General features: G+C 70.6%; 17 protein-coding genes. 7 read left to right on the plus strand and 10 right to left on the minus strand.

What is annotated here, in order from left to right; translation table 11 throughout:
* Nucleotide 1: 1 nt before the first annotated feature.
* On the minus strand, nt 2-529 hold the full coding sequence (locus DEJ00_RS11270; RefSeq protein ID WP_146247945.1) for a hypothetical protein: 528 nt from the start codon (nt 527-529) through the stop codon (nt 2-4).
* 71 nt (nt 530-600) lie between these two features.
* Nucleotides 601-1,467, minus strand: coding sequence for an SMP-30/gluconolactonase/LRE family protein (locus DEJ00_RS11275; RefSeq protein ID WP_111057406.1), 867 nt, complete (start codon nt 1,465-1,467; stop codon nt 601-603).
* A gap of 70 nt (nt 1,468-1,537) precedes the next feature.
* On the opposite strand from DEJ00_RS11275, the gene DEJ00_RS11280 reads away from it, so the two are divergent.
* The 3 genes from DEJ00_RS11280 to DEJ00_RS11290 all read left to right on the plus strand — a co-directional run bounded on the left by DEJ00_RS11280 (nt 1,538) and on the right by DEJ00_RS11290 (nt 3,339).
* Nucleotides 1,538-1,930 carry a VOC family protein gene (locus DEJ00_RS11280; RefSeq protein WP_111057407.1) on the plus strand — a complete coding sequence of 131 codons (393 nt, stop codon included), beginning with the start codon at nt 1,538-1,540 and terminating at the stop codon, nt 1,928-1,930.
* A gap of 63 nt (nt 1,931-1,993) precedes the next feature.
* Entirely contained in the window at nt 1,994-3,043 is a 1,050-nt protein-coding gene (locus DEJ00_RS11285; protein WP_111057408.1) for an LLM class flavin-dependent oxidoreductase, read from the plus strand.
* A 95-nt stretch (nt 3,044-3,138) separates the two neighbouring features.
* Complete coding sequence (locus DEJ00_RS11290) at nt 3,139-3,339, plus strand: hypothetical protein (protein ID WP_111057409.1); 201 nt, start codon at nt 3,139-3,141, stop codon at nt 3,337-3,339.
* A 406-nt stretch (nt 3,340-3,745) separates the two neighbouring features.
* Here DEJ00_RS11290 and DEJ00_RS11300 read toward each other — a convergent pair whose 3' ends face one another.
* The 4 genes from DEJ00_RS11300 to DEJ00_RS11315 form a co-directional block, all read right to left on the minus strand.
* Entirely contained in the window at nt 3,746-4,960 is a 1,215-nt protein-coding gene (locus tag DEJ00_RS11300) for a glycosyl transferase (protein ID WP_027464806.1), read from the minus strand.
* Complete coding sequence (locus DEJ00_RS11305; RefSeq protein WP_111057483.1) at nt 4,957-5,769, minus strand: HAD-IIB family hydrolase; 813 nt, start codon at nt 5,767-5,769, stop codon at nt 4,957-4,959. Before DEJ00_RS11305 ends, DEJ00_RS11300 begins: the two co-directional genes overlap by 4 nt.
* A 173-nt stretch (nt 5,770-5,942) precedes the next feature.
* Nucleotides 5,943-7,013, minus strand: a complete 1,071-nt coding sequence (locus DEJ00_RS11310; RefSeq protein ID WP_111057411.1) for a magnesium and cobalt transport protein CorA — start codon at nt 7,011-7,013, stop codon at nt 5,943-5,945.
* Between the two features lie 239 nt (nt 7,014-7,252).
* Nucleotides 7,253-7,816, minus strand: coding sequence for a hypothetical protein (locus tag DEJ00_RS11315; protein ID WP_111057412.1), 564 nt, complete (start codon nt 7,814-7,816; stop codon nt 7,253-7,255).
* 100 nt (nt 7,817-7,916) lie between these two features.
* On the opposite strand from DEJ00_RS11315, the gene DEJ00_RS11320 reads away from it, so the two are divergent.
* Entirely contained in the window at nt 7,917-8,621 is a 705-nt protein-coding gene (locus tag DEJ00_RS11320; protein WP_111057413.1) for a YafY family protein, read from the plus strand.
* 96 nt (nt 8,622-8,717) lie between these two features.
* Nucleotides 8,718-9,092 (plus strand): VOC family protein, encoded by a 375-nt coding sequence (locus DEJ00_RS11325; protein WP_111057414.1) that lies wholly within the window; start codon nt 8,718-8,720, stop codon nt 9,090-9,092.
* A 10-nt stretch (nt 9,093-9,102) separates the two neighbouring features.
* Here DEJ00_RS11325 and DEJ00_RS11330 read toward each other — a convergent pair whose 3' ends face one another.
* Nucleotides 9,103-9,498, minus strand: coding sequence for a MerR family transcriptional regulator (locus DEJ00_RS11330; protein WP_027464801.1), 396 nt, complete (start codon nt 9,496-9,498; stop codon nt 9,103-9,105).
* 55 nt (nt 9,499-9,553) lie between these two features.
* Here DEJ00_RS11330 and DEJ00_RS11335 point away from each other — a divergent pair, with 55 nt between their 5' ends.
* Complete coding sequence (locus DEJ00_RS11335; protein ID WP_111057415.1) at nt 9,554-10,264, plus strand: SDR family oxidoreductase; 711 nt, start codon at nt 9,554-9,556, stop codon at nt 10,262-10,264.
* A gap of 9 nt (nt 10,265-10,273) precedes the next feature.
* On the opposite strand, the gene DEJ00_RS11340 is transcribed toward DEJ00_RS11335, so the two are convergent.
* The gene (locus DEJ00_RS11340; protein ID WP_111057416.1) at nt 10,274-10,927 is read right to left on the minus strand and encodes an FMN-dependent NADH-azoreductase; all 654 of its coding nucleotides are present in this window, start codon (nt 10,925-10,927) and stop codon (nt 10,274-10,276) included.
* A 124-nt stretch (nt 10,928-11,051) separates the two neighbouring features.
* Here DEJ00_RS11340 and DEJ00_RS11345 point away from each other — a divergent pair, with 124 nt between their 5' ends.
* Complete coding sequence (locus DEJ00_RS11345; protein WP_308203004.1) at nt 11,052-11,486, plus strand: helix-turn-helix domain-containing protein; 435 nt, start codon at nt 11,052-11,054, stop codon at nt 11,484-11,486.
* Between the two features lie 105 nt (nt 11,487-11,591).
* On the opposite strand, the gene DEJ00_RS11350 is transcribed toward DEJ00_RS11345, so the two are convergent.
* Nucleotides 11,592-11,858: an ASCH domain-containing protein gene (locus DEJ00_RS11350; protein WP_111057417.1), complete on the minus strand. Its 267-nt coding sequence runs from the start codon at nt 11,856-11,858 to the stop codon at nt 11,592-11,594.
* Nucleotides 11,859-11,915: 57 nt separating this feature from the next.
* On the minus strand, nt 11,916-13,106 hold the full coding sequence (locus DEJ00_RS11355) for an FAD-dependent monooxygenase (protein WP_111057418.1): 1,191 nt from the start codon (nt 13,104-13,106) through the stop codon (nt 11,916-11,918).
* Nucleotides 13,107-13,147 lie beyond the last annotated feature (41 nt).

A 13,147-nucleotide genomic window follows, 5' to 3' on the forward strand; every position in this document is an offset into this window, starting at 1 on the left:
GTCAGGAGACGGGCACCCCTGCCCGATCGATCTCGGCCACGACCCGCTCACGCCGCCGCTTCTCGATCATCGACAGCACGGTGACGAACGCTGCAGTACAGACGATCAGCACGACGAACAGCCAGCGCCACGGACCCGGCGTGGCCAGTGTGGACCCCGCGAAGGCGAGGAGGCTCAGGCCCATACCGATCAGGGGCGTGATGGCCATCCGCGTCGACAGCCGCTGCCACGCGAGCATCGCCCGCACGAGCGGCACGGCCTCGGGCGCCACCGGTGCCCGCCCGCCGACCTGTCGGGTCACGGACTTGCGCTCCGCCGGGGTGAGCGCGCCGAGCGGCTGTTCCGGCGTCTCGACGAGGTAGGGCAGCAGCCTGCGGTGGCGTCGAGCACGGACCCATGCGGCCACCGAAACGACCGTTCCGGCGACGGCGAGGAGGAACCAGACCAGCGTTGTGAGCCGGAAGGCGGCGGGGGCAGTGGCGGCCACCCAGAGAACCGACATTGCGGCGAGTCCCGCCTGCTGCGACATGACGCCCATGGTCGGCCCGTGCTCGACGAGGTACTCCGCACGACGTGTCGCCTCGGCGAGGTCGCTCGGGTTCACCACCCCGGCACCTCGACCCGGACCGAACTGATCCGGCCGGCACGCGTCTGCGCCGTCACGGCCGGGTCGTAGCTGTCGGCGGTCGCCAGGTAGAGGGTGCGACCGTCCTCGCCACCGAGCGCACAGTCGATCGCGCAGTCCCCGGGTGCGTCGATGCGGTCCGTCACCTCGCCGCCCTCGACGACCCGCAGGAACTCCCCCGTGTCGACCGAGCAGACCCAGATCGCGCCGTCACGGTCGACGGTGCTGCCGTCCGGGGTCACACCGCCGGGCAGGGCTGCCCACTCGCGACGTCCGATCAGCGAGCCGTCGTCCTCGATGTCGAAGGCGGTGAGGCGCCCACCCCACGTCTCGCTGACCACCAGGGTCCGGGTGCCGGGCAGGATGTTGGCGCTGTTCGGGAACACCAGGCCCTCGGCGGCGAGGCGGACCGAGCCGTCAGGGTCGATCACGTAGAGCGGGCCGGGGCGCAGTTCCTCGCCCGCGTACAGGTCGTAGCCGAAGGCACCGATGTAGGTCCGGCCGGTCTGGGCGTCGACGACCAGGTCGTTCACGAGCGACGACTCGATGGTGGACAGGTCGGCGAACACCGAGGTGCTGCCGTCCGGGTCGACGGCGACGACCGTGCGAGATTCCATCGAACTGACGATCAACCGCCCGTCGGCGAGCCACCCGAGCCCCGACGACTGCCCGTCGACCGTGGCCTCGAGCCGGGGGCCGTCGGTCGAGGACGGGTCGACCGAGAACACCTCGCCGGTGTGCATGTCCGAGTACCAGAGCCGCCCGTCGTGCCAGCGGTTCCCCTCCGGGAAACGGATGCCGGAGATGACGATGTCGGTCGCGGAGTCCAGGGTGATGTGCACGGATCCAGCCTGCCAGCGGGACCGGGACGCTGCCCGGACGGATGCCGTGACGGCGGCCTAGGGTCGTCCCATGCCGGGTCGTCACCTCATCCACCACCTGGGCGTCTTCGCCAGCGACTTCGCCGCGAGCGACGCGTTCTACACCGCCGCCCTCGCGCCCCTCGGCATCGGAGCGGGCTACCGCACGGACGCCGTCGCCGAGTTCTGGCAGCACGGGGACGACACCCCGAGCGTCTCGCTCGAGACCGCCCGGACCCCCGAGGCGACGACGCGCGGACTCCACCTGGCGTTCGAGGCCGGGTCACGGAGCGAGGTCGACGCCTTCCACCGCGAAGCCGTCGCCGCCGGCGGGGTGTCACGGCACGAGCCGCGCTACTGGCCGGAGTACGGCGCGTACACCGCGTTCGTGTCCGACCCGGACGGCAACAACGTCGAGGCCCTGATCAAGGAGACCGGTGCCTGAGCCGGCGGCTGCGGAACGGTCATCAACGGACGAACGGCACGACGCATCTGGCACGATCGACCCATGCCCCTCGACGGAACTCCCCTGCACCGGCTCGGCTTCCTGACGATCGGGTCGTTCGACCCCGCACGACCGTCCGAGGGCCACGAGGACACCCTGCGCGTGATCGAGCGCGCCGAGGCCCTGGGCTTCGACAGCGCCTGGCTGCGCCACCGGCACCTGCAGCACGGCATCTCCTCCCCTGTCGCGCTGCTGGCCGCCGCCTCGCAGCGCACCTCGCGCATCGACCTCGGCACCGCCGTCACCCCGATCGGCGCGGAGAACCCGTTCCGCCTCGCGGAGGACCTCAGCACGGTCGACGTCCTGCTCGGCGGCCGCCTGAACCCCGGGTTCTCGGTCGGCACCCCGATGAACTTCGACCTGTACCGCGACGCGATCTACCCCGACACCCTGGAGCACGAGGACCTCGGCAACGACCGCCTCCTGCGCTTCCGCGACCTGGTGCGCGGTGACCCGGTGACGGCCACCGAGACCGTCGAACGCCGCGGCATCGAGGAGTTCGCGAGCACCGTCCAGCCGCACAGCGCCGGCCTGGCCGAACGGATCTGGTACGGCACCGGCAGCACGAAGTCGGCCGTGTGGGCGGGTGAGAACGGCTTCCACCTGCTCACCTCGAGCGTCACCCGCAGTGAGAACGGCATCGACTTCGCCACGAACCAGCGCGCTCAGATCGACGCCTACCTCGACGTCCACCCCGACCCCGCTGCCGCCCGCGTCTCGCAGGGCCTGGTCGTCATCCCGACCGACACCGCGACCGCCGAGCAAGAGGCCCGCTACCGCGCCTACGTCGACAGCCGCTCGGGTCGCGTCGGCGTGCCGCAGGGCCCCGCCGGGATGCTCTTCGCCGCCGACCTGGTGGGCACGTCGGCCGAGATCGCGGACCGGCTCCGTGCCGACGTCGGCTACCAGGCGGTCACCGAGGTCGCCTTCGCGCTCCCGTTCTCGTTCGAGCCCGACGACTACGCCCAGATCATCACGGACATCGCCGAGCGGCTGGGTCCGGAACTCGGCTGGGCGCCGAGATCCGACGGGTGGGACCCGCAGCACGGATGACGAGTCGGCCGATTGCACCGGTGGTGGTCACGGCGCTCGATGTCGGGCAAGATCAACGCGAGGGTCATCAGCACCCGTCGACTCTGGGGGGTCACATGCACGACCAGCGTCCCGAAGAACCGGTCCGACAGCACTCGACCGACTTCCTCCCCGGGGTCAGCGGCAACCCGGTCGCCCCGTTCCAGCGAGACCATCGACCGGGTAGCGCGCCGATCCGGAACGACTGGATCTTCTTCGTCCCCATCGGCGGTGTGGTCGTCCTCGGGGTCGTCGCGTACGTCATCTGGGGCTCGTGATGCGGCTCCGGGTGGGGTTCGCAGAGTCAGAGCCCGGCAGCACGCCGACGATCGAACACGATGAACGGCTCATCCGGACCTTCCGGCACACCGCGAGCCGACTGTTGTTCTGGGGGTGCGTGCTGTGTGCGCTCGGCGGCGTCTCGATCGGCTGGTCAGTAGTCGGCCCGATCCGCCTGACGGGGCTGGCTCTGGCGGGCTTCTTCGTCCTCGTGGGCTCGGGCTTCCTCGTCCTGCGGGGCCGAGTGATCCGACGGGCTCGGCCTGCCGTGGCGGCCGCGCAGGGTCGCATCGACCGTTTCCGATCATGGCAACGCTCGCAGCCAGGATGGGTCCCCCTCGACGCCCTCCGCCGGTCCGGTCGGTGACGGCATCCTCGATGCCGTCACCGGGTCGAGTGACCCCGTCAGTCCTGCTGGTCCGCCTCCACCGCGTCCCGCAGCCGGTCGAGCACGTCCGGCACCGCTGAGCGCACCCGGCTCCAGCTCGGGATGAACGGCTTGTCGTTCGGCCGCGCCGTGAAGGCGCCGCCGGCGTCGAGGATCGCCTTGGTGAAGAGCTCCACCGCGGCTTCCTCGGCGTGCTGGTCGAACGCGAGCCCGCTCATCTCGGCTTCGTGCCGGTACACCTCGACGATGTCGAGCGCGTTCCGGTAGTACGTCGCCTTGAGCACGCGGAACGAGTCGGACGTGAGCGGGACGCCCATGGTCGCGAGCTTCCGGAGCAGCGACTGCACGATGTCGTTGCCCATCCGGGCGAGGCCGCCGGTGCCGTCGGCCTCGGCGAGGGGCTGGTGCTTGTGGTCGTACGCGTCGGCGATCTCCACCTGGCACACCTGCCGGGTCGCGTAGTCGCGGTACACCTCGGACAGCATGCCGATCTCGAGTCCCCAGTCACCGGGGATCTTCAGGCCGTTCAGCACGTGGGCACGCATCGCGAACTCGCCGGACAGCGGGTACCGGAAGCTGCTCAGGTACTCCAGGTACTCGGACTCCCCGTAGACCTGGCGGAGCGAGCGGAGCAGCGGCCCGACGAGCAGCCGCGCGGCGCGGCCGTTGATCCGACCGTCGGCGACGCGGGCGTAGTAGCCCTTCGAGAACTCGTAGTCGAACGCGGGGTTCGCGACCGGGTAGAACAGCCGCGCGAGCATGCCCCGCTCGTAGGTGGTGATGTCGCAGTCGTGCAGGGCGATGCAGTCCGCCCGCTCCGACGCCAGGGCGTACCCGGTGCAGTACCAGACGTTCCGGCCCTTGCCGGGCTCCCCCGGTGCCAGTCCCGCGCGCTCCAGTTCGGCGTCGAGCTCGCGCAGCCGCGGCCCGTCGTTCCACAGGATCCGGTGCCGCTGCGGCAGCCGCGAGAAGAACTCGCGGGCGTGCTCGAACTGCGAGCGGTCGGCCCGGTCGAGCCCGATCACGATCTCGCTGAGCCAGTCGGCCTCGGCCAGCTCGTCGACGATCCGCGACAGGGCCGGGCGCTCGAGCTCGGAGTACAGCGCCGGCAGGATCAGGCTCATCGGGCGTTTCTCGGCGAAGCCCCGCAGGTCCTCCTCGAGGCTCGCGGTGCTGCGGCGACCGAGGTCGTGGAACGTCGTGATGACGCCGTTCTGGTGGAAGTCGCTCATCGGTGGCTCCTGACGGACGGGGTGGTGAACCGGGTGAGGCCCTCGGTCCAGCCCTGCGGGCCGGGGGCGGTCGTGCGGTGGACGCGCTCGGGGCGGTCGTCCGCGAGTGGTCCGGGTGCCGGGCCGTGCCCGCGGACCACGACGGCGAAGTCGACCGCGTCGAGCAACGCGGTGTCGTTCGGGCCGTCACCGAGTCCGATCGTGCGCGGGACAGTCCCCGTCCGACGCTCGCGGTCGGCGATCAGCGTCCGGACCGCCGCGCCCTTGTCGCGGCCCGCCGGCAGCACGTGCCAGAACCGGCCGCCCCGCACCAGGTCGAGGCCGACCGCGGCGAGCGCCGCGCGGAACGCGTCGGCCCGGTCGTCGTCCTCGGCGTGCCAGAGCAGCACCTCGGACGCCTCGCGCTGCTGCGCGCGTCCGGCCGCTTCGAAGTCGAGCCCCGTCCACGCGGCGACGACCGCGTCGGTCACGCCACCGAAGGTCTCGAACCGCAGATGCAGTGCCCGGCGGACGCGGGCGAGTTCGGCGTGCAACCGCTCGAGGTCGCCGTCGACCGGTCCGACCAGCACCTCGCCCGCCGATCCGACCACGACCGCGCCGTTCTCCGCCACGAACGCGTGCCCGTCGAGCCCGGTGCGCGCCTGCAGCGCCGTGATCTCGGCACGCGTCTTGCTGCTGCAGAACACCACGGGGACGTCGTCCGCCCGCAGCTGTTCCAACATCGGCAGGGCCGCGTCGAACGAGTAGTCGTGGTGGTCGAGGAACGTCCCGTCGAGGTCCGTGACGATCATCAGGTCGGGTGTTGGCATCGTGCTCCGCTGGCGGCTGGCTGGGCTGCGGGCGACGATGCCCCGGACCACCCTGCCACGCGCATGCGTCGGTTGGGTGAACAAGCCGGCGTCGTTCGCGCGACGCGACCAGCGGACGGACTGGAGGCACGGTGCCAGCTGGCACCGCGCCTCCAGTCCGTCGTCACGCACGCTCAGAGCCAGTGCCGCCGCTTGAACACCGCCCACAGCACGACCGCCAGCAGGACCATCGCGACGATCGCCGCGGGGTACCCCCACGCCCACCGCAGCTCGGGCATGTGCTCGAAGTTCATGCCGTAGATCGACGCCACCAACGTGGGAGCGAACAGGATGGCTGCCCACGACGAGATCTTCTTCACCTCTTCGCCCTGCTCCATCGACGCCCGAGCCAGCCGCCGGCTCTCCTCCCCCTGCGCCAGGCTCGCGCTGGTCATCCGGCGCATCGCGTCGTTCTGCTCCTGCGTCACCAGGGTCGAGTGCAGCGTGAGGGCGTTCTCGAGCAGCGTCCGGAACGTGTCCACCCGCTCGGTGACGCGGATCGCGTGGTCGAGGACGTTCCGCAGCTGGTTCTGCACCTCGGTGTCCGTGCCGTACTTCTCGGCACCCCGCAGCAACGCGTTGAGCATCCCGGGCAGCGGGCCGATGGCACGCTGGAACCCGATGACCTCGCTGAGCAGCTGGTAGATCCGCCGCGAGGACGCCGGGTCGACGTCGCCGTCGAACAGGTCGTCCTCGATGTCGTCGATGTCGTCCTGCAGCCCGGCGACGACCGGGGCGTAGCTGTCGATGACCTCGTCGAGGACCGCGCAGAGCACCGCCTCGGACCCGCGCCCCAGGGCGTCCGGGTCGGCTTCGAGTCGCTTCCGCACGTCGGCGAGGTTCGGCCGTTCCGCCTGCCGGACGGTGACGACGAAGTCGCGCCCGGTGAACAGGTGCACCTCACCGAACTCGACCGTCTCCTCGTCCTCGTCGTACCAGGCGGGTCGCAGCACCACGAACAGGGTGTCGCCGTAGCGCTCGAGCTTCGCCCGCTGGTGCCCCTTGTGCGCGTCCTCGACGGCGAGCGGGTGCAGCCCGAACTCGTCGGCGACGGACGCCAGTTCGGTGGCGGTCGGTCGGAACAGCCCGATCCAGGCCATCGCGCCCCTCCCGGCGGCGTCGAGCGCTTCGTACGTGCGTCCGAGGTCCGCGGGCGAGTCCGTCCGCGTTCCGTTGACGTAGATGCCGTTGTCGATGAGGGCCACCGGTGTCCTCCTGGTTCCGTGGTGCGTACGGGCAACCTGCCGATCATGCCGGACCGCCGACGGCGCGAGCGCTTCCCTGACGGAGCCCTCACGCTCCGCGCCGGATTCCTGTCGGAGTCCTGACACGCCCTGGGCGCGACCCAGGGACGGACTGGAGGCGCGGTGCCGGCTGGCACCGTGCCTCCAGTCCGTCAGCCGTTGCGTTCAGAACCGCCGGCAGCCCGATCCGCTCGTTGCGTTCAGGGCACGTCCTCGCCGAAGGCGAGCAGCGTCCACGGCTCCAGGTCGTGCATCCCGACGCTGGTCTCCCGCTCGGTACGATCCGGCCGGAACTCTCGCTTGACGTAGTCGACGAGATCATCGCCGTAGATGACCACGTCCGTCTGGTACACCGAGAAGACGGGCGCCCCGCTGCCGACCGGCGCGGCAGGCAGGTAGCGGTGCGAGTACAACGGCACCAGCTGCGGCCACCGCAGCAGGTGCCGCTCGGCCACCTCGAGACGCTGCGACTCATCGCTGGGTCGCTCGCCCCACGACCCGGGCCAGAAGGCGTCGTGACGGACGTCGAACAGGACACCCTCGACCGGCCACCGGATCGCCCGTCGCAGCCGTTCGTCGTTCCGAGCGCGCCAGTCGAACCAGCCGTCCCCGCTCGGCACTGCGAGGGAGAGCAGGGCTCGGTGGTCCGCGCCGAACCGGACGCCGTACCGACGCTCGGCCCGGGCCAGTTCCCGTTCGGACAACCCGCGTTCGATCGCAACGCCGAACGTCCGGAGGAGTTCGACGGTCAGGGCTGCAGACACCCCCGCAGCCTAGGCGGACGGATGCGAGCCCCACGAGCACGTGGCAGACGAGACGGCGTGGATCTGACGGAACCCTCGGCACGACAGCGAAGATGGCCAGGTGAATCGCACCGATCGGCTCTACGGCCTCGTGGAGGAGTTGCGCGCCGTCTCCCCGCAACCGCGGAGCGCGCGTCGTCTCGCGGAGCGGTTCGAGGTGTCGGTCCGGACCATCGAACGGGACATCTCCGCGCTGCAGCAGTCGGGTGTGCCCATCTGGGCGGAGCCCGGCCGGACGGGTGGGTACGTCATCGACGCGTCCGCGACGCTCGGTCCGGCGGGCTTCACGCCGGATGAAGCCCTCGCGGTGCTGATCGGGCTCGGCTCGCTGGGGCGCAGTCCGTTCCGGCACGCGGCGCACACCGCCGCCAGGAAGACGCTCGCGGTGATGCCCGCCGGCGATGCCGCACGAGCCAGCGCGCTGGCCTCCCGGGTGCACTTCCTGGAGGACGACGAGGACGACGAGGACACGGTCGTCCCGGCCGAGTTCGCGGCGGCCCTGCGTGCCGATCGAGTCGTGCGACTCCGGTACCGGGACGCCGACGGAGCGGAGTCCGTCCGGGACGTCGAACCGCTGGGGTCGATCGGGAAGGACGGTCAGTGGTACCTGATCGCCTGGTGCCGGATGCGCGACGGGGTGCGGGCGTTCCGGGGCGACCGGATGCTGTCCGTCGAGGTCACCGACGAGCGGCCCGCGCAGCGCGTCCTGCGATCCGAGGACCTCGCGATCCAGTACGGACGACTCCGGCCGGTCCTCGACGAGTAGCTGCGCCGTCGGTTTCCGGAAACACCGACAGGACGGTGTCGCGACGGCCGGTGAAGCTGGTCGCTCCGAGTCAGCAGCACCACCGTGAGGAATCCCATGTCGTTCGCATCCGTCCGCATCATCACCGACGACCTCGAAGGCATGGTCGCCTTCTACGAGCGGATCACCGGCCAGCCGGCCGAGCGCCCCGCACCGGTCTTCGCGCAGTTCAGCGGCCCGGGTGGGACCCTCGCGATCGCCAGCACCGCCACGGTCGCCATGCTCGGCGGCGCGCTGACGCCGGCCACGAACCGTTCCGTGCTCATCGAGTTCGAGGTCGCCGACGTCGACGGCGAGTTCGCCGGACTGCAGCTCGGCAGCGACGACGTCGTCCTGGAGCCGACCACGATGCCGTGGGGCAACCGCTCCGCACTGGTCCGCGACCCGGACGGCAACGTCGTCAACCTGTTCAGCAGGCCCGCCGCCAGCTAGTCGGGGGCGCTCAGGCGGCGGCGGCGTTCGCCGACGAGCGGCACTCCTCCGGCGGCCGCCCCGCGACGGACTCCGCCGCGATGTCGCGGAGCCGCGCGAGGCGGTCGTGGGTGGCACCGAGGGCCTCGATCTGGCGTCGGATGCGATCGCTCTCCTCGTCGAAGTGGTCGAGCATCGTCCGCGTCGCGACCCCGGTGTCGAGGAAGGGCAGGATCTCGACGATCCGACGACTCGGCATGCCCGCCGCGTAGAGCATCTGCATGAAGCGCACCCGCGCGACATCGGGCTCGCGGTACTCCCGGTGTCCGCCCGTGGTCCGCTCGGACTCGAGGAGGCCCTGTTCCTCGTAGTACCGCAGCGACCGGACGCTGACGCCGGCCCGTTCTGCGAGTTCACCGATCCGCATCGTTCTGTCCCTCGGGCTTGATTCTCACGTTGACGTCAGGTTCTACCGTAGCGGCATGAACCTCTCTGGAGCCACTGCCCTCGTCACCGGAACGAACCGCGGTATCGGACGCCACCTCGCCGCACAGCTGATCGGACGCGGGGCGAAGGTCTACGCCACCGCCCGACGCCCCGAACTGATCGACCTCGAGGGCGTCGAGCGCCTCGCCCTCGACATCACCTCCCCCGCGTCGGTCGCAGCGGCCGCCGCGGTCGCCACCGACGTCGATCTCCTGATCAACAACGCCGGGATCGCGACCACGGCGACCCTGCTGGGCGATCTGGACGCAGCGCACGCCGACATGGACACGAACGTCTGGGGCACCCTTTCCGTGATCCGCGCGTTCGCGCCGGTCCTGGCGGCGAACGGCGGTGGGGGCATCGTGAACATCGCCTCGGGTGCCTCGTGGCTCGCCATGCCCGGAGCCTCCGCCTACGCGGTGTCGAAGGCCGCCCTGTGGAACATGGGCAACGCGTTGCGTCACGAGCTGGCCGGCCAAGGAACCACGGTGATGTCCGTGCACCTCGGAGTGGCCGACACCGACATGACCGCGGGGATCTCGATGGCCAAGACCGACCCGGCGGACGTGGCGCGCGCGACCCTGGACGGGGTCGAGCGCGGCGACTACGAGGTCGTCGTCGACGAGCAGACCGCGTTGATCAAGCAGATGCTCGCCGGCCGCCCCGAGGAGCTGTACGCGGTGGTGGCGCAGATGCTCGCGTCGTAGGCGCCGGCTTCACGCAGCCTTCGGCACGGCCGCCAGCGTGCGGCCGTGCCGTCCCGCCTGGTCTTCGGCGCGGACCCGCAACTCGTCGGCCAGCTCGGTGAACTGGTCGAGGGCGGGGTTCACCCCGACGAGCGTGAACTCACGCGTCACCACATCGAGGTCGAGCTGCCAGACGTCCTCCAGGATGCGGCGCATCCAAGCCGTGGCGTGGTCCCAGCCCTCCCTGGGTGTGCCGGCGGAGTAGTTGCCGCCCTGCACCGTCACGAGGACGGCCGGCTTGCCAAGGGTCGCGGGCACGGCGCCGGGCGACATGCGCGGGTCGGTCAGCACGAGGTCGACGTAGGACTTGAAGTGCTGCGAGACGCCGAAGTTGTAGAGCGGCACGGCGAACAGCAGCGCGTCGGCACCGGCGAGCTCGTCGGTCAGCTCGGCGGCCAGGTCGACCGCGGCGACCTGGGCCGCCGTGCGCTCGGACTCGGGCGTCGCGGAGGCGGCGACGGCGTTCGCCCAGCTGTCGGCGGGCACGGGGTCGGTGCCGACGTGACGGCGCGTCACCTCGGAGCCCGCGTGCACGGCACTCCACTCGGTTTCGACGATGTCGCCGAGTGCTCGGCTGGTGGAGCCGTCGGTGCGGATGCTGGCGTCCAGGCGGAACGGGATCATGACACTCCTTCGATCGTTCCCGGGTCGGCGACCCGGGCTTCGGTTACGATGGGTAACCCTGCCCGCCGGGTTCCCGTTACCGCAAACGATCCCCTGTTACCCGGCAGTAACCACGGGAGACCCCATGACGGACCAGACCGCGCTGGAGACGTTGCAGGCCAGGCTCCACCAGTCGATGCCCACGATGGCCGAGCTCTGCACGAGCGAGGACCCGGAACTCTTCCGGTCGCTGCTGTCCCGGATGGGCGACAAGTGGACGCTGTTGGTGATCGGGGTGCTCGGCGACGAGCGGCAGCGGTTCACCGAGCTCGCCGAGGTCATCCCCGGCATCTCACGCCGGATGCTGACCGTGACGCTGCGCGCACTCGAGCGCGACGGGCTCGTCTCGCGGACGGTCCACGCCGAGGTGCCGCCCCGCGTCGAGTACGAGCTCACCGACCTCGGACGGTCGCTGCAGTACGTGGCGCTCGCCCTCGCCGACTGGGTGCGGGAACACCAGCAGGTGATCGCCGGCAACCGGCAGGTCTTCGACGGCGACGGGGACGCCCGAGATCGATGACGACGGCGGCGCTCGCGCGCGACAGCCGACCGACTACCGGGACGGCCTGGTCGTGAGTTCGGCCACCTCGACGATCGCATCGTCCGGCATCTCGGGGTAGTAGTTCTAACGGAGCTGCTGGCCGAAGAGCTGCATGTCCGTCTCCGGCGGCTGATGCGCCTGTTCTGCCGTGAGGGTGTCGAGCCGGTACCGGTGCACGGCGGTGATCGTGCCGGCCACCGGTTCGGCGGTCGAGTGATCGTCGAAGACGAACATCGCTTCGCCGACCTGCACGGACTCGTTCCACCGCACGGTGGTGACCCTCTCGCCGCGGATGATCGCTTCGTGGTGCTTCTGGTGGAAGTGGACGGTCCCTGGGACTGTGTCGGCCATTCCCCCAGCTTGCCGGACGTCACGCGCAGTGAGCGCGCCCCGTGCCGCGCTGAGGACTCAGCGATCGAGGAGGACCGGCAAATCGCGATCGGTCTCGGCGACCTGGGTGAGCTTCATGGCGACTGGTCGGAGCGGCCGTGACATCAGCACCTTGTTCAGGAGCCCGCGGAGCGCGAGCGCGAGTCGGGACTGCGGGTACGCCAGGGCCTTGAGTCCGCGAGGGAGGTCCTGCACATCGTCGACCAGCGGGCGCATCCACTTCTCGTACGCGGTCAGCGCTGCCTCCTGGTCCTTCGTCGCGTCTGCGACCTCTGCGGCCAGGACGTACCCGGCGGTGAGCGCGAGTGAGGCACCGCCGCCACCCATCGGCGTGACGCACCATCCGGCGTCACCGGCCATCACGACGTGGCCGCGGTGCCAGGTCCGCATCCGGATCTGCTGGAGCTGGTCGATGTAGACGTCCGGGGACGTGTCGAGCGCGTCCAGGACCCGCGGCGCCTCCCACCCGACTCCGTCGTACCTGCGCCGCACCGCCGCCAGTGTCTGCTCACGAGTCAGACCGATGACGTCGTCCCCGGGAGAGTAGGCGAGGATCGCGCGCGTGGTGCCGTACGGGTCGGGTCGCAGGTGGACCTGGCGTCCGCGGACGGCGTTGTGCCACCGCCACCGGTCGTCATCACCGTCGGTCCGCGGGATGGTCCCGAAGACCATGGTGACGTCGAGGTCGCGCTGGTCGACGTCGTCCTCGTCGAAGACCATCGCACGGGTCCGGGACCGCACCCCCTCGGCGATGACGAACAGGTCCGCGCGGAGGCGCTGCCCCTTCGCGGTCGTCACGGTGACTCCCGCAGCGTCGTCGTCGACGTCCGACACAGTGTCCCCGTAGACGAAGGAGACGCCGGGCGGCAGGTTGTCGAGGATCGTCCGAGCGAGGTCACCGCGCAGGATCTCGAGTTCCGCTGTCGCACCGCCGACCCCGTCGGAGGGCAGTTCGGCGGTGACGGCCCCGCGCCCGTCAACGAGGACGGTGCCCGTCTCGGTGGTGTTCCGTGCCTTCACGGCGTCGAACAAGCCCATCTTGCGAAGCACGTCGCGCGCGACGCCTCGAACATCAACGTTCTGTCCGCCGTCACGGAACGCAGCGGCGCGTTCGATGACGGTCACGTCCCATCCGGTCCGGCGAAGCCAGTAGGCGGTCGACAGGCCAGCGATACTGGCTCCTGAGATGACAGCGGTGCGGTTTGCCATGGTGTTCCTCCGTTGCGAGCTTTACAGTAAAGATACTACAC

The sequence above is a fragment of the Curtobacterium sp. MCLR17_039 genome, from assembly GCF_003234745.1.
Taxonomy (GTDB): Bacteria; Actinomycetota; Actinomycetes; order Actinomycetales; family Microbacteriaceae; genus Curtobacterium; species Curtobacterium flaccumfaciens.